Origin of the sequence: Roseisalinus antarcticus (assembly GCF_900172355.1) — a bacterium.
GTDB lineage: Bacteria > Pseudomonadota > Alphaproteobacteria > Rhodobacterales > Rhodobacteraceae > Oceanicola > Oceanicola antarcticus_A.
Map to the genome: position 1 here is coordinate 130,007 of NZ_FWFZ01000005.1, position 17,986 is coordinate 147,992.

Annotated in this window: 2 protein-coding genes; both read right to left on the reverse strand. The window is 70.7% G+C overall.

The features are described from left to right. Positions 1–13: 13 nt before the first annotated feature. A complete protein-coding gene (locus tag ROA7023_RS06895; RefSeq protein WP_085878282.1) occupies positions 14–1,648 on the reverse strand; it encodes a ShlB/FhaC/HecB family hemolysin secretion/activation protein in 1,635 nt (544 codons plus the stop codon). Next, positions 1,645–17,817 (reverse strand): leukotoxin LktA family filamentous adhesin, encoded by a 16,173-nt coding sequence (locus ROA7023_RS06900; protein WP_159458453.1) that lies wholly within the window; start codon positions 17,815–17,817, stop codon positions 1,645–1,647. Before ROA7023_RS06900 ends, ROA7023_RS06895 begins: the two co-directional genes overlap by 4 nt. Positions 17,818–17,986: the final 169 nt, after the last annotated feature.

The following is a 17,986-nucleotide window of genomic DNA, read 5'->3' on the forward strand; positions in this document are numbered from 1 at the left end:
TTGCGGTGGGGACTCAGAAACTGACCGACAGGGCGGCCTGCATGGACCACGCGCCGTCGCCGCCCTGCCCGAAAACCTCCGTCACGGGCCGGACGGCCTGCAGGTCGATCTGGACGCGCTCGCCCATCTGTCCGGCGAGGCCGAAGCCGAAGGCGCTGGCCAGGCCCTGGCCCGTCAGCTCGCCGGCCTCCCGGTCGAAGGCCTCGCCGAGCGCCGCGAAGGCATAGGGCCGCAACCGGGCCCCGTCGATCGGCAGCGGGCGGGCCGGTTCGATCTGAAACCGCGCCCAATAGCCGCCGTCGCCCGCCGACAGCCCGTTGTCGTAGCCGGGCACCGCGAACGGCGAGGTCACGGTGAATTGCGACCGCGAGGGGGTGTCGTCCGTCAACGGCACCTGCGCCGCAGCCGAGGCCGTGGCATAGACCTGCTCCCCCCAAAGCCATTCAAGCCGGGCGGATCCGGACAGGGTCGAGAACGCCCGCTCCCCCCCGCCGAGAACGCCGTCCTCATAGGTGCCGAAGGTGCCGGCGAGGTTCCAGACCGCGCCGCGAAGGGCCCCGTCTGCAGGGCGCGACGTGCCGTTCAGGCCCAGGGTGACGGAGCTGCCGGCCTGGTCCGCGGTGGTGATGCCCGTGGTCTCGACCGTCTCGGAATAGACGTCCAGCAGTGCGCTGGCCCACAGCGTCCCGTCAACCGAAAGCGCCAGCGGATGCTCGAAGCTGACGGTGGCGCTGCGGGTTCGCGAGACGCGGTCCGGCCCGGTGATGTTCTCGACCCGCTGGCGCGACAGGCTCAGCCCCAGCCGCCCGCCGTCCGGCGTGACGGTGCGGGCATAGCTCAGGGTGGCGGACCGCGCCCCTTCGGTCACCAGCAGGTCGACCGCCAGCGGGTCGTTCCAGCCGGTCAGGCTATTCAGCCGATAGCTGAGCACAAGCCGCGAGGTGCCCGACGCCGCATCTCCGTAGGTGTCGAGGCTCAGGACGAGAGCGCTGGGGGGCGGTTCCTCGAAGGTGACGGTCAGGTCGGTGTCTCCCGGCGCCGCGCCCGGCGAAAAGGCGGCATCCGCAAGAAGCCCGTCGGTCAGGAACAACCGCTCGAGCCGGTCGCCGATCCGGCGCGTGTCGGCAAGCTCCCCGGGCCGAAGGCCGGTGCGAAAGCCGATGTAGGCCTCGGAGATCCGGTCGGTCACATAGCGCACAGCGCCCAGCCGCGCCTCGAACAGCCCAAGGGTGACCCTGCCCCGGGCCGGGTCCGCGCCGGTCACGACGGCCTGCGCGAGGGCGATGTCCTCGGCGCGGTAGAGGCTGTTGATCGCCTCGGCGAGGACCGGAAGCCGCGAGAGCGTCAGACGGCGGCCCAGGTAGGGCGCCACGGCCGCTTGCAGCCGCGCGTCGGTGAAATAGCCCGAGGGGCCGTCGAAAAGGATCGTGCGCAGCCGGAACGGCGGCGGCGCCCGTGGCGCGGCACGGGGGGCCGGCGTGGCCGCGGCCGTGCGGGCCGGGGCGGCCGAGGGCGTTCCGGCGGCAAGCTCGGCCAGCGCCCGGGCGGCATCCGAGGGCGTCAGCCCCTGCGCGTAGGCCGCCGGCGCCGGGCATCCGAGCGCACAGGCCAGGGCGAGAGCCGCGAGCCGGGAGGACAGGCCGGTCATTCCTCGGCGCCCTCTTCGTCGTCCTCTTCGTCCTCTTCGTCGTCGTCCGCCGTTTGCCAACCGAAGGTCACCCCGCCCGTCCGGGTGACGTCAAGGACCCCTGCCCCGAACTGCCCCCCGCTCGCCCCGACACCCGAGCCGCCACCCGGTCCGAAGAGCCGGGTCAGGGGATTGTTCGGGGGCGGGCTCTGCCCGGCCCCGTCGCTTTCGGCCGCTTCCGTCCCGTCTCCGCCCGTCTCACCGGCCCCGGCGCCGTCGCTGCCCGTATCGCCGCCAGCAGCCTCGCTTCCGCCGGACCCCGCTCCGCTGGAGCCGGTGCCGGTCCCGGTGCCGGGATCGCCGTCACTGGTCTGGCCTCCATCCGTGTCGTCGCCGCCGGTATCACTTCCGCCATCCTCGCCGCTGCCGACAAACGTGCCGCCGCTATCTGCTCCACCGGCATCGCCATCACCGGCCGCACCACTTTCGGTATCACCGTCACCGGTCCCGGCGCCGCCAGTCTCATCCCCGCCAGCATCGCCGCCGCCGGTTTCTCCGCCAGTCTCGCCGCCGGTTTCTCCGCCGGTTTCTCCGCCGGAATCGCCGGTCTCGACCAGCGTAATGGCCCCTTGCGGCCCCACGACAAGGTCCCGGTAGCGGGCCGGGCTGATGAGAGCGTCGATCGCCGGGGCAGTCGGCACCAGGGCGCCCTCCTCCAGTTGGGTCGCGTCGATCCCGGTGGCGGTGACGCTTGCCGGGGCGGCGCCCGCGAGGCCGGTGATCGTGGCCGCGCCCGAGGCGGTCACCGTCACCGGCGCGGTCTCCGAGACGATGAACTCTGCCGCGATGTCGCCGGTGACCGCAAGGGCGACCTCGCCATTGGCGCCGATCCGCAGGGTCTGATCCTCCGTCGGCAGGGTCAGCGGATCCGCCGCGCTGCCGATCTGACCCTCGGGCGCAAGAAGGGTGACCGCGCCCCCGACCAGCGACGAGATGTCGCCGAAGATGTCGCCGTAGTTGGAATTGAGGCTGATGTCGCCCGTGGCCCCACCGCCGAAGAGATCCACCGATTCCAGCGCCGCGTCGGACAACAGGATATCGCCCAGCCCGACGAATTCGATGGCACCGCCGCCCAGGTTCTTGAGCGACAGGATCGTTGTCGCCGCCAGGGTCGAGATCAAATGCAGATCGCCAAAGCCCACCGCCGCATCGAGTTGCCCCGCATCGACCCAGAAACCGGCCGGGCCGGTGTCGGCGATCGCGCCCGCATAAAGCCCGACCCGCGCCTCGCCGAGTATGCCCGCGGAGATGGTCGCGGCGTTCGCGGCCACGCTGGACAGCGACTCGGTCGCCGAAACCAGGATCATCGGCGCGTCTGGGTCCAGCCCGACGCTCCTGAGCGACGACAGGAACATGTCGCCCGCCGAGGTCACGGTGATATGGCCATTTCCGGCGTCGACCGCGGTGAACTCGGCCATGCGCAGCGCACCGATCAGGCTGCGCAGGGTCACGTCGCCGCCATCGGAAAGGATATCGTCCGAGATCGTCAGCACGTCGGAGGTGATGACGACCGGGCTGCCCTCGGTCGTGACGGCGCCGACCGTCAGGATGCCGACTCCGTCCGACGTCGCGTCGACCGTGATGCCAAGCCCCTCCTCGCCCGCCGCGAGCCGGTCGGCGGTGTAGAGATCGCCGTCGCTGAACGTGGCGAAGATCCCGTAGTCGCCGAAGAGGTCGACGGTCGCAGGATCCTCCTGCCCCAGGATCACCAGTGGGTCCTCGGCGCTCAGCCCGATGGAGAGCGCGTCGATGCTCAGCGACCGCGCCACGTCATAGTCGCCCGGCAGAACGGAGCCGTTGGCCACGATCCGCGCGTCGCCCGCGATGAGCGTGCCAATCTCGACCGTGCCGAGCCGGGTCAGCAGGGTGACCTCGTCGGCGGTCAGCCGGTCCAGCCGGATCGCGCCGTAGTTGCTGGTGAGGATGTCGACCGTGCCTTCGGGGGCCGAGACCTCGGCCAGATCGACGCTGCCCTGGCTCACGATGCCGATCCGGTGGTCGCCGGTCACGCTGAGGACGCCGCAATCGGCGCAGGCGCCATCGAAGCGCAGGTCGTTGGCGACAAGGTAGAGGTCGCTGTCGGCGAGGCTCAGGCTGTCGGAGCCGGCGACCGTCACCGCGCCGGTCGTCAGCAGGCCCAGCGCGTCCGCCTCGACCGTCACCGCGTCGTCGATGGATATGCCCGAGATCCCGCCCCGGTCGTCGTTGCCCAGCGCGGCGAGCCAGATCGTGCCGCCGCGCAGCCGGGCCTCGGCGTCCAGCTCCAGGTCGCCGACCGTGGCGAGGCGCAGGGTGCTTTCGCCCTCGGTCAGGTTCGCGATAACCAGGCGCAGATCGCCGATATTGGCGATGTAGTAGTCAGGCGCGACGGCGTCGGTGCGGTCGTGGTCGCGCAGGGCCAGGGTCGCGTCGCCCGCGATGTCGCCGTTGGCGACGCGGGTCACGATGTAATCGTTCCGGCTGCCAAAGGACGCGCCCACCCGCAGGTCCGCCGCCTCGACCGCCCGGATGTCGAGTGCGGCGCCCTCACGGCCAAGCACGCTGCCGCCCACGTCGAGGAACAGCTCCCCGCCCGCGTGGATCGAGGGCAGGAGCGGAAAGTCCGAGGAGGACGGCACGTCAGTGCCGCCCGTTCCCGCACCTGGGTCGAGCTCCGAGAGGCGGTCGCCGGTCGCAGAAAGCCGGTCCGCCAGAAAGACCCGCGTCGACGAGAGCCGGTCCGACAGGTCGACCGCCCCGCCGGTGAAGCCGGCGAAGCCCCCGCCGGCGGCCGCGATATTGCTGTCGGACAGCTCCGGCCCTGTCACCAGATCCAGGATCCCGGACCCGCCGCCCTGCGGCAGCAGGGTCTGGAGCGTGGCCAGCCCCGGCTCGGTCGCGGTCGCGTCGGCGTCGAGCACGTCGGACTGGAACAGCGCCGCCAGCGCCGGGTCGGCCAGGCCAAAGAGCGTCAGGTCGCCGTCGGGCACCACGATGGTGACGTCGCCGGCGACCGAGCCGATCAGCCCCGCCGTGACATTCCCGCCAAGCAGCGCAAGATCGAGGGGGCCGCCAAGCGCCACGGCCGAGACGCTGCCCGCCCCGCCCCGCATCTGGATGTCGAGCGCATCCCCCGCCGCGCCGATATCGCCGGCCGACAGCAGCGCCACGCTGTCCGCCAGGATATCGACGCCGTCCGAGGCGCCGTGATCGCGGATCGAGCCGGTCGCCGTGACAAGCACCACGCCCGTCTCGGAAAAGACCTCCGACACGGCCATGTCCGAGGTCGGCGCGGTCAGGCGGACCGCGCCACCGGCCCGCGCCACGAGCGCCCCGCCGGCAAGCTGGTCGATGAGCAACGGCTCTCCGATGGCGCCGATGCCGCCGGCCGCGGCCTCGAGCACGATGTCCTGAGCGCGCAGCAGGTGCGGCAGGACCACGCCATCGGGGGCGCGGGTCAGGGCGTCCGCGCTCTTGATCCGCAACTGTGCGCCCGCGTCGGCATAGAGGATTTCGATGGATTGCTCCGACCCGATCAGCACGTCATCGGCGGCGATGGCCACCACCTGCCCGGTCGCCGCGATGTCGAGGTCGTCCACCCGCGCGATCTCGACCGTATCGGGGCCGACGGTCAGGTCGATGCGTTCGGCGGTCCAGAGCTCGGCCAGCGCCTCCTCGGTCAGGCCGGTGGCGCTGTCGATCACATAGGGATTGCGGTCGCGGCCGATGCTGGCCCCGGAGGCGAGGTTGACGTCACGGCCCGAGACGTTGGGCTCTTCCACCACCGGTTCGGTGTCGGTCACCTCGAGGATCAGCGAACGCCGCAGGCCGAGGCCAAGCTCGACATCGCTCCAGTACTGGCCGGTCTGAAGGTCGGCCCGTTCGGCAGCGGTGACGGTATAGCGGTAGCTCGGGTCATACTCCGTGTCGCCCCATTCAGCGTGGAGCCCGTGGTAGCGGTCGGTCGCCGCGGCCTCGAGCGTGGCGATCTCGCCCGCGCCGAGGTCGCGCGCCTCAAGTACAGCAGTATCGGCGGCGGAAAGACTGACCGTGAAGGCCGGGTCATAGGCGCCGGCGGCAAGGCGGGTGGTCCAGTAGTCGAAATAGGCGGCGGTCCGCGCGTCCTCCACGGCCGCGATCAGCGCGGGGCCGCGCGTGGTCTCGGGGGTGCCCGACGCATCGGTGGCGCGCAGGCCGAGGTCGTCCCAGAGGGCTGTGAGCGTGTCATCCTCCAGCCTCCGGTCGACGCGGGCGACGGTGTTGTTGTCCCAGATCGACGCGATGGTCGAGACCAGCGAGACGTCGCCCGTGGCCGAGATCAGGCGGTTGACCTGCAAGGCCTGGTCCGTGGCGGTGAGCAGGTTGATGTCGCCGCCCGTGTCCGCCGACACCACCCGCGCCGTGAAGGTGATGGGCGCATCGAGCGTGCCGACAGAACCCGCCGTCGTCTCGAACCGCACCCTGTCGGCGGCCGCGAGGACGGGCGTGGTCGAGAACCGGTGAGTCATGACCGAATTGGCGGCGCGCAGCAAAAGGTCGTTCTGGGCCCCGGCCGTGAGGATCTCCATCGTGCCGGTCAGCTCTTCGATCCGGGCATCGCCGCCGGCGAGCACGTCCAGGCCGAAGCTCTCGTCCTGGTCGATGCGGAAGGTGCCAAGTTCGGCCTCCGCGAGACGCTCGGCAAGGGGCAGGACCACCCTGGCGCCGCCGCCCAGCCGGTCGGCGAGGCCCAGACCGCTCGCCGGGCCGGCGACAACCCCGACCGTGCCCTGCGCCAGCCCGCTCGCGCCATAGACCGCCGCCCGGCCGATGTCACCGCCGGCGTCCAGCGTCAGCTTGTTGACCTCGAACGGGTTGGTCGCGGAATTGGCCAGGATCGTGCCGTCGGACAGCACCGTCGTGGGGCCCGAGCGGTTGTAGACCGCGCCGTCGAAGATCACGTCGCCCACGGAATCGATTGTCAGCGCACCGCTGTCATGGCCGTGAAAGCCCACGTCGATATCTTCGCCCGCGAACAGGAAGTGCAGGTTGTAGTCCTGCGTGGTGGTCGACTCGCCCCGGAACTGCCGATAGCCATAGACGTCCAGCAGCGGGTCGGTATCGGATGTGGCAATGTTGTCCGTCTCCAGCAGGTTGTAGATCTGCGTCGTCTCCACCGGCGGAGACAGCGCGACGAGGTCGCGGCTGATCCGGGCGTATTCGTTGTCGGCGATGATCTCGGCCAGGGTGTCAGACCCCAGCGCGGTCAGCAGCGGGTCGAGCCAGGCGGAGAGCTCGGGGACGACCTCGTCGTTCAGCGGGTCCACCATCCAGCCGCCGAACGGATCGCGCCCGTCGCTGAAGATCGCCTCGAACGGGTTCTCGCCCGCGTCAAGCAGCAGGATCTCGGAGGAGCGGGGGTTGCCCGCGATCTCGGCGGTGTCCAGCACGATCAGGTTGCCGTTGCCGTCGAGCGCGTTGCCGTAATCATAGAACAGGTCCCAGTCGCGGTTCAGCACGCCGGGGGCGCTTTCGTCCAGCTCGTAGGTGCCGTCGAGCCGTTCGGAGATGTCGCCCAGCGCGAAGGCCACGCGGTAGGCGTCCTCGACCTCGTAGACCGGCGTATCGAGCAATGTCAGCAAGGGGATGGTCGTGCTGGCACCGGTGACGGTCCGGGTGACTTTGCCGTCGGGGGCCTGCGTGAATTCGGTCACGACAAAGCCATCGCCGGTCGCGGCGGGGCGGTTGAGGTCCACGATGCGGATCAGGCCGTTCGCGCCCTCGCCATAGCCGGTCGAGAGGTCGTTGATGACCAGCGCGTAGTCGGACTCGTTCACCACGTCGATCTGGGCAAAGCCATGCGCCGCCGACAGCTCTCCGTTCCCGGTAGAGACAATCTGGCCGACGATCTCGATCAGCCCGCCATTGGCGACGACGGGGTCGAGCACCAGCACCTCTGCCTCGGTGTCGTAGCGGACGACCACGTTGCCCGAAACCAGTTCGAACAGGTCGCCCAGGTATTGCTCGGACGGCGAGGTTTCCGTGGGCGCGGGGCTGTAGAGGACCGGAACCGCCTGTCCGGCGGGCAGCAGGTCGAAGGCCAGATCGACGCCCTCGCGGATCAGCACCTCGTAATCGGTGATGCCGGACTGGACGAGGCCGTTAATGTTCACCGCGTTGTTGGCATAGATGAAGATGTTGCCCGCGGCGGTCACCGCGCCGCCGGGCAGAACCTCGCGGCCGACGGTGGCGAACTCGTCGATGTCTTCGACGATGCAATCGGTGGCGCAGCTCGAGACCAGGCCCGAGAGAGACCATTCCATGATGCCGGCATGGGTGGCCAGCGGCGAGGCATTGAGGTTCACCAGCGCGTCGTCATAGGCCGCCGACAGCAGGAAATCCCCGCCCGACTGGATATCGACCTGCTGCGCCTCGATCGCGCCGCCCAGCACGAGGATGTTGCCGTCGGCGGTGAACAGGCTGACCGTGCCGCGCAGGTTCTCGACCGTGCCTGTCACATAGATGTCGCCCGACAGGCCGTCATCGGCATAGAGGTTTTCGACCGAGATGATCGGAACGGCCGCGATATCCGCCGTGGAACTGGCCTGAAGCGTCAGCGCGTCCGGCGCATCCGCGGCGGTCAGCGGGATCTCGTTCAGGGTGATCAGCCCGCCGCCGCGATAGGGGATCAGCGCGTCCACCACCTCGACGATGGCCGGACCCTCGTTGTAGATCTGGATCGTCGCGTCGCCGTGCGAGACCAGCGTGCCCGAGCCGCCCAGCACATCGGCGGTGATCTCTATGTCGCCCGCGGCGGCATAGGCGTTGTCGACCCGGATCAGGTCGATGGGATCGCTGCCCAGATCGTTCAGGATCCGCTCCACACGGGCAATCTCGTATTCCAGCCGGGTGGTCAGCAGCGGGTCGCCGTAGGCCTCCTCCAGGTCGGTTTCGAGCTGGTCGAGCGCGTCCTCCAGCTCTGCGCGGACATCGGCGTCGGCGATCAGCTCGGCGGTGATGCCGTCGGTCAGGGTGGTGATGCCGCTGTCGTCGGCGCGCAGTTCCTGGAAATAATTGGTGCCGGATTCGACGAAGCCATCGATTGTGACGGTGTTCGTCAGCGTCTCGCGGGTGACGCCGACCTCGGTGTCGAGGCTGACATCCTCCGCCCCCACCAGGTCGCCCAGCGCGTTGACCACGGCTTCCCCGGCCTCGCGGTAGAGGTCGGAGGCGATGCCGTAGGAATAGGTGTCGACCGCACCCGCACCCGCCACCAGCACCACGTCGTTCGCGGCCCGCAGATCGGCCCCGCCGGCGATCGTGACGGCATTGGTCTGCACGTTGCGCGATTCGGCATAGGGCGTCCGGCCGATGGGCACGGCGGTCCTGTTCCAGACCCGCAGTTCCGAGGTGATGTCGGCGCTTTGCCCGCCCGCCGTGTCGGAGCCCGCGTTGATGACCACGCCGCCCTCGTTCGACAGGATGCGCGCGCCCGCGGCCAGCTCCACCGCCTGGGCGGCATCGTAGTCCGAAACGGCCTCGGCATAGGGAGAGCCGGCGACGCCGTAGACGTTGACATAGGCCTCGGTTGCGATGGCGACGTCGGACAGGATCAAAATGTCGATCCCCGAATCCGTGAGGATCTCGGCATCGCCGATCCGGATCGCGATGTCGGTCGCGTCGACCTCGATCTCGGACCGGGCCGAGGGTATGGCGATGCCGCCGCCGGTGTCGATCTTCACGCTGTCGGACAGGTCATAGAGGCTGGTGATCGCGAACCGCGTGCCGACGTCGATAAAGCTGTCCGCCCCGACCTGCGTCAGCCGGGCGCCATCGGCGACGGTCAGCACGGCTGTCAGGTCCACGTCGGTGTCCGATTGCAGCGAGGTCCCGTCGAGCACCCCCAGCGACCCGATCCGGCCGGAATAGCCCGGGTCGCGCTTGGTCAGGTCGGTGACGATCCCGGCGTCATAGCCGCCCGCGGTGATCTGGCCGTCCAGGGTGATGGCGCTGTCGCTGTCCACGTCGATGTCGATGCGCGAGCCGCCGAAGCCGGCGATGGAAGCCTTCAGCGAATCCGAGTCCGCCGCGAAGGTCAGGCCGCGGTAGATGTCCGCCCCCAGGGTGCCGCCCACGGTCAGCTCCCCTCCGCCGTCGAGGTTGAGCGTGCCGGTACCGCCAAGGCTCATGTCGATTTCCGCGGCATTCACCGCATAGAGCGCCCCCGTGCCCGAGAGCGCATCGACGGTGACATCCTCGACCTGGTCGACATCCAGCCGCAGCGCCCCGCCGACCTCCCCCGCGCCGGTCAGCGTGACCGTCAGCGCGGCATCGGCATCGCTGTCGAGCGTGGTCAGGTTCGCCCCGCCCGCGTAGAGCCCCAGGTTCAGCCCCGTCGATGTGGCGTCCAGCAAGCCATTGGTGCCGGACAGAAAATCGGCATTGTTCTCCACCTCCAACCCGGCCAGCGACAGGTCGACCGTCGCGCGGCTGTCGCCGAGCAGCGTCGTGATCGCACCGCCCAGGGACGCAGCGCCCCCCGTGGCCGAAAACGTCCGCGCCGTGATCGAAGACGCGCCCTCCTCCAGCGTCGAGGCCGCATCGAGCGCCGTCACCGCGAGGCTTCCCGCCGTCAGGCTGGCCCCCGCGCCGCGCACGTCGATCTCGGCCGTGCGCTCGGCCCGGGACAGGGTGACGCCAAGGCCCGCGCCCAACGCGAGCGTGCCGCCCGTGCCTCTGGCCAGGACATCGGCCTGCGACGTGGCGGCAATTTCGAGGACGCCCGCGGCGGTGAGGAGCGATGTTCCGATGTCAACGGCCACGGCGGATGCGTCGTAGGCCGCGACATCGACGCCGGCCCCGGCGACCACGCCGCCGGCGAGGCCGATGCCCCGCGCCTCGACCGCGCCCGCGCGGGTGGCGCGCAGGCTGACATCGTCGCCGCTGATCGTGGCGATGCCGTCGCCGGGCAACGTGACCGAGACCTGCGAGGCGTTGCGCGTGGTCGCGAAGACGCCGCCCACAGCGACCGCGGCGATACCGCCGCCGTCGGCGCGGGCATTGGTGGCGCCGGTTTCGCGGGCCTCCAGCAGGATCGCCGCCGTGCCCGCGCCATCGTCGCCGATCCGCGCCGCGTCCGCCACATTGACGGCGACCTGCCGGTCCGCGTGGGTTTCGGTCACCGCGCCGAACCCGGCGATTGCTCCGCCCGCGCCCGCGATGGTCTGCGGCGTGCCGGTATCGACGTCGCTGACCGCGCTGATCGTCACCGCGCCGGGGCTGTAGAGATCGGCGCCCTCGGCAATCTCGGCGCTGACCTCGGTGCCGAGCCGAAGCTTGGTGAAACCCGCCGTCGCGGCGATGCTGCCGATGGCCACTCCGCCGGAGGTCGCGTCGAGCGCCCCGATCTCGGTCGCGCTGACGGTGATCGCCTGTTCCGCGTCCACCTCCGTCAGCGCCCCGATCCGGGCGGTCACCCCGTCCGGCACCACGAGGCCGCCGGCGGCCGCGATCGCCTGCCGGGCAGCGGTGGCGGCGTCGAGCGACTGCTGCGCCGCCGCGTCTCCCGCGCCGTAATCGAGGGCGTCTTGCTCGACCAGGTCGCCCTCGATCAGCGCCAGGGTGCCGGAGGTCTCGCTGTCCTCCACGGTGCGGCCGAAGCCCATCAAGGTCGCCGAGCCCTGGAACGCCAGAGCGCCGCCGCCGAAGGCCAGCGAGGTGCCGGTGACGTCGCGGTCCAGCTCTGCCAGCACCGAGACCTCGCCATCAGCCGCGACATCGGCCAGGTCGGCGATCTCGGCCAGGACCGTGTTGCCGCCCGACAGCGACAGGATCGAGGCGCCGACCGCCACGCCCGCGGCAGTGACATTGCCCAGGGTCGCCGAATGCAGCAGGTGCTGGGCCGCGCTGATGGTCAGGTCGTCGAGGCTGCCCTCCGTCAGCTCGGCATTGCGCCCCAGGCGGGCGGCCACGACCTGCTCGGACTTCGCCACAAGGACAGAGCCCGCAACGCCAACAGTGCCGAGCGCGCCGCTGACAACCACGCTTTGTACATCCAGCGTCGCACTGGCGGCGATGGTGCCGTCGTCGCCGATCTCCAGGCTGGCCTGCCCGAAGAGGGTGTCGTCGCCCACCTCGGCGATGGTCGTATCCCGCGCAAGAAGGTGCAGCACGGTGCCGCCGATACCGGCCTGCCCCGCCGCGGTCGCGTTGACCGCGTTCTGGACCACGGCCCGCGGCGCGGCAGCGGCGATCTCGAAATCATCCCCCGCCATCAGGCTGCCGCCTTCGACGCGGGCGATGGTCTCGCTCTCGGCCAGCAGCGACTGGATCACGCCCGAGATGGCGACCGCGCCCCCGACCGAGAAAGAGCCGGACCAGGTCGTCACCGTGTCGGGAGAGATCGCCTCGATCACAATGTCGCGCTCGGCGGTCAGGTCGGCGCCATCGCTGACCGCTTCGGTGGTCCGCGCCAGCGTGATCGCCTCGATATCCGCCCCGCCCGAGACCGAGCCGCTGCCCTGCGCGATCAGCGACAGCAGCGACAGCTCCGCCCGGTTGCCGGCCACGATCGCGATATCGGCCCCGCTGTCCACGCTGCTGCCGGTGATCCGGCTGCGCACGGTGTCGGTGACGCTGACAACGGGCACCTGGACCGAAACCGCAACAGCCCCCGCCGCCGAGGCAGAGAGCGACAGAAGGCTGACCTCGGAGGCCGCGTCGACCACGACCGCCACGCCGTGATAGGTCTGTGCCGCGAGGGTGCCGAAATCGTCGGCCTCGGACCTCCGGTGGCCCGCGACACCGCCCCCTGTCGCGGTGCCGAGGGCGTTCAGGGCACTGTCGTCAGAGACCAGCGCCTCGACCGTGCCCGCAGAGCGCAGGGCGCTGACCGACACGCCGACCCCGACGGACCCGCCGCCGGCAAGATTGACATTGGCCGCGCCGAGCCCCGCGAGGCCGCCTTCCTCTCCGCCGCCCAGGGCCGCGAAGGTGACGTCGGCTAGGGCCTCCACCAGGATCGAATCGCCGGATGTCACTTCAGAGGCGGCGACCTCGGCCCGCACGACATCCTCGCGCGTGATCAGCGAGATCGAGCCCGTCAGCCCCGCGGTGCCGCCGACATTCGCGCCGAGGGCGGCGGCGTTGACGCGGCGGTCGGCGGTGGCGCTGACGATGACGTCGCCGCCCGCGCCGATGGTCAGCAGGGTCGCGTCGAGGGCCAGCGCCTCGGTCACGCCGCGCAGGGTGACGTCGGAGATCGCGGCCCCGATGGCGAGGCTCGAGGCCCCCGCGCCCTGCCCGGTGACGGCATTGGTCACCGCGGTTTGCCGCGCGGTGACGGCGATATCGCCGGCAAAGGACGACACCGTGCTGTCGCGGGCGACGGCGCGGACCAGCGACCGCTGCGAGGTGGCGCCGATCGTGCCGACAAGTGCGCCGCCGCCCGGCGCACCCCCGGCGGACAGCGCGACGGACAGCGCGCTGCCGCTTTCCGCGGCATCGACCGTCACGCCCGAAATCCCGCCGACAGCGGTGTCGCGCAGTTCGGCCAGGGTGGCTGCGTCCATGTCCGCCAGGATGATCGCCGCTCCGGCCGCCAGGCTGTTCGTCGCCACCTGCGCCACGCCGCCGATGGTCGTGGCCCGACCGGTGTTCGCCGCCGTGACGGTGACACGGCCGGCCGAGGCGCTGCCCGCCTCCACCGCCGCCGTCGTCAGCTGGTTCAGCCGCGCGTGGCCGACCGAGGCGCCAAGGCTGGACGAGCCGACCTGGGCGCCGAACGCCAGCGCCGCGGCACCGGCCGCATTGCGGCTCGAGACGTCGAGGGTGCCGGCGGCAACGCTGCCCTCGGCGCTGCCGGTGTCCTGCGCGGTCATGTCGAGCAGCGCCGACACCGCCCCGCCGATGATGGCAACGCCTGCCGCGGCCCCGACCGTGGTCGCGTCGGTGGAAATCGTGGCGCCACCGGTGATCGCGTCCTTGAAATCGCCCAGCGCACCGGCCGCCTTGGCGCCGGTGGCATAGACTTGGGTGGCGGCGGTGATGGCCTCGCCCACGCTGTCGGGCCGCAGGGACAGGGTGACGCCGGTCTCCGAGATGTCGTCGATGGAAAAATAGGTGTCAAAGGCGCTGGTCGCCTGCGCCACCAGCCCGTTCTGCAACTGTCCGGCAACGACGGTGGCGCTGCGGTCGTCGCCGGCCTCGACCGTCACGGCCCCCGCACCGCCGACCTCTCCGCCCGACACGGCAAGCCGCGCGACGATCGCCGCCGGGCCCACCTGTGACGGCAGCAGGCCGCCGCCGCTGCTGTCGCCCGCTGCCGCGAAATCGGCAGCGAATCCGTCCAGCACCGCGTCCGTCTCGGCGTCATAATCGGCCCGGTCCGATCCCTCGTCGAGCAGCGCGTCGGTGACCCCGGAAATCGCCTGGTCATCGGCGAGGTGCCCCATGTCGAGATAGCCGACAGAGCCGATCCCGCCGAAGGTGCTGGCCGAGCCGCCGCCCATCGTCAGCGAAAAGGCGCGCGCCGCATTGGTCGCCGTCACGGTCACGTCACCGCCGAAAGACACTTCGGTGATCTCGAATTCGCCCTCGCTGCCGGGGGGGATTTCCGCCTCCAGCTCGGGCGTCAGGCCGAACATGTCGAAATCCGCCTCGGCCCGGGTTTCTCCGCCCAGGCGCAGCACGCCGAGCGCGACACCGGCGCCGACATCGGAGCTCGCCTCGGTCCCCTGCAGCAGGATGTAGCTGTCCTCGCGCAGCGCCGTGACATCGAGAGCCCCCGTCAGGACCATGTTGAAGGCGCCCGGCTCGACCGTCGCCACGACGTCGCGGTCGTCCACCACCCAGGCGCCGAGCCCCGCGAGGCTGGCGCCGCCGCTGCCCGCCGCCCGACCGATCGAGACCACGCTGGCGTGGGTTTCGGACAGCGCCGACACGGCAACGCCGTCCGCACCGCCGGCCACCTCGGCGCCGATGATCCGGGCCGTGGTGTCGCGCAGGTATTCGTCGTAGGCGAGCGCACCGAGGATGTTGGTCGCGTCCCCCTCGGCCACGGCATTGGCGACGATCTGGCGCCAGGTGGCATCCCGGGCCTCGACGGTGACCTGGTTGCGGTCGAGGAACACATTCCGGTCGATCTCGGCCCGGACCCCGCCGGAGGACACCACCAGAGCCGTCGCACCGGCGACCTGCAGCTTGTCGTCCAGCATCGCGCCATTTCGCATCGCGACCGTGTCGAGCGTGCTGAGGCTGTGCGCGGTGACCGTCAGGGGGGCGGTGTCGCGGCCCGTCGGGGGGCGGGATTCCAGCAACCGGGCCACCACGTCAGAACCGTAGTCCGTCCGGGCGAAGCCCAGGGTCCCGGCCGCGTTGTTGGCGAATTGATCCGCGCTTTGCCGGTTCGTCAGCTCCAGGTCCTCCAGCGCCGAGATCGTCAGCGCCCCGGTGCTTCCGCCCTGCATGAATTCGGCCTCGGCGCGGGTCTCGAAATCGGTGACGAGACTGCCATAGGACACCGCCATGTCGGTGCCGCCGATGCTTTGCTGGTCGATCGTGTAGGCGCCCGACAGCTCGGCTGCCGTGGTCAGGGCCGGATCGTGATAGGACTGGGTGTTGTAGTTATAGGCCTCGGTCGTGCGCATCTGGTCGGAGAAGACGACCGTGCCGCCGCGCGTGCTGCCATCGTCGCCGGCGTTGCCGATGGTCGCGCTGACGCTGCTGTCGCCCAGATCCGTCAGCGCCGAGATGGTGAAGGCCGTGTCCTCGGACGCGCTCTCGGTCGCGCCGTCGAGCATCGCCCAGAAGTTGCCCCCCTGGCCCTCGCGGTCGAAGCCGCCCAGCAGGTTCTCGTAGGGTGTGGGATAGCCGAAACTGGCCAGGGTCGCGGTCTCCGACTGATCGAGCACGAAGGCCGCGCCGTCAAAGATCCCGCCGGCGGCGCCCGACAGGGCGCCGCGAAGCCCGTCGGTGAGCCCGGCGATCTGCGAGACCCCGCTGGTCGGGGCGGTCGCGGGAACGCTCAGCGCGTCCTCGTCCACATGGGCGTCGAGGGCGTAGGCCTCGTGGCTCGTCCGCGCGTCGATCGTCAGGTTGCCGTCGTCGGTCTGGATCTGCGCGGTGGCCGAGGCGCGGGCCGCGCTGTTGTCGTAGGACAGGATGACCGCTTCGCCCGCGCCGGTCTCGTTCCCGCCCGAGGCCGCGGTGATCGAGATGTCCTTGACGATCTCGGCCGAGATCGTCGCGTCGCCGGCCACGGTCGTCTCGCGGTAATTGGGTGTGCGCGGCACGCCGTCGTAATCCGGCAGCCGAAAGGTCGAGCCCACCAGCAGGGCGGTCGCGCTGCTGTCTCGGAAACTGGCGGCGAGGGCGATGTTGCTGGCGCTGTCCTGATCGTCGCCGCCGGCCGAGAGGCGCAGGGTCTCGCGCGACAGCGCGGTGATGTCGAGATCGCCGTTGGCGCGGATCTGGCTGTCCTGCACGATGGTCTCGGAATGGGTCTCGGACAGCGCCAAGGCCAGGGCCAGCGCCTGGTCCGCCGGGTCAAGCTGGATCCGGGTGGACGCCCGCGACGAGATCACCGTATCGCCCTGCGAGAGGATGTAGCTGCGCACCACGTGCGTCTCGGCCTCGGCCGAGACCCGGGCGGGCAGGTTCTCGGCATCGAGCGCCCCCAGGAGCGTGGCGACCGAGGCATCCGCATTGGCGACCTGCGCCGCGATGAAACTGTCCAGGACGCCCAGGCCGGTGCTGCCGAACGCGTCGTTGACGTATTGGCTGACGGCGCCGGGGGCGGCAAAGACATTGTCCTTCACGACCCGGGTGCGCAGGGTCACGTTGCGGCCCCAGATCACCGCGTCCGTGATGCTGATCCCCGCCCGCCCGACCGGAAGCGCCGCCGTGGCCAGGTCGATGCTGTCGACCATGTGCGCGTCGAGCAGGATGTCGCCGCCCGCGAAACCGTCCGTTCCGAAGGCCAGCAGCATCGCGCCCGGCTGGATCTCGATATCGGGCGCCTCGAGCGTGATGTCACCGGAATTGCCCGTGGACGGATCGTTGACGTGATCGGTCCCGGCGCCGATGTTGCGGGTCGAGATGACGATGCCGCCTTCGACCACGATCTGTTCCGAGGCCTGCAGCAGGTAGTCGGCATTGCCGGTCAGCACGTCGGTGTCCACGACCTCGATCAGTTTCGGATCGACCAGGATCGCGCCGCCCTCGCCCCGGGCAGACCAGGCGCGCAGTTCGCCCTGAAGCTCGACCAGCTCCACCGCCGAGAACTCGACGAAGCCGCCCGCCCCCGCGCCCAGCGCGGCGGCCGAGACCACCGCCCCCGCGCCCAGCCGGGCAGAGCCGTCGGCAAACAGCACGACCGAGCCGCCGGGCGCGTCGCCCAGGCCCTCGGCGCCCACGACGGCCCCCCAATCGAGCGTGATGTCGCCGCCGCTGCGGGCGTCGATCCGGCCGCCGCCCTGGGCGCCCCCGGCGGTCACCCGTGCGCCGCCGTGCAGGACAAGGTCGCCGCCGGCGCGGAGCGTCACGTCGCCCATGTTCACGGCACCGGCCATCACCGCGGTCCGGTCGCCGGCCGCGACCTCGCCCGAGATCGTGATGTCGCCCCCGGCGGTCAGGCGCACCGCCTCGCCCGCCGCGATCCGTCCGGCCACGTCGATGTCGCCGCCGCCCTGGGGATCGGTGCCGTCGGCGAAGGCGCGGACATGGTCGGCGCTGACCGCGCCATCCGGGCCGGTCAGGCCCTCGGCAAAGCCGCGGGTCGGCGTCGACAGCCCGATCCGCCCGCCAAGCACCTGCCCGCCGGAAGAGATCGTGAAGCCGTCGGGGTTGGCGATATACATCTCTCCACCCGTGCGCCCGCCCGCCATCGACCGCAGCGTGCCGTCCACCACCGTGCGCCCGCCCGTCACGACGTTCACGGTGCCGGCCGAGCCGCGCGGCGCGTGGATGTTCACCGTCCGCCCGGCCGAGGCCCCAAGCCTGTCGAAACTGTTCACGCCGTAGCGGCCGGAAACCGTGCCGGTGCGCACGTCGGTGACCGCGCCGCGCCGCTCTACCCGCGTTTCGGTGCGCCCGTCGGCCCGCACATCCTGGGCCACGACCCGGGCCGCCGGTGCGACGGCGAGAATTGTCGAGGCCAGCAACGCCCAAAGCATGCGCCGCCGCCGACGGGAGACCATCGGCAGGGGGCATACCGTAAATGCAGGGCGTGAAATCTCGTGCAACATCCCTCTTCGAAATCGCTACGGTTGAATATGGAGACATCATAGGCGGACCCGGGCTTCGCCACATCGGACGTTCGTCCGAGGCCGGTCCAAAAAGCAT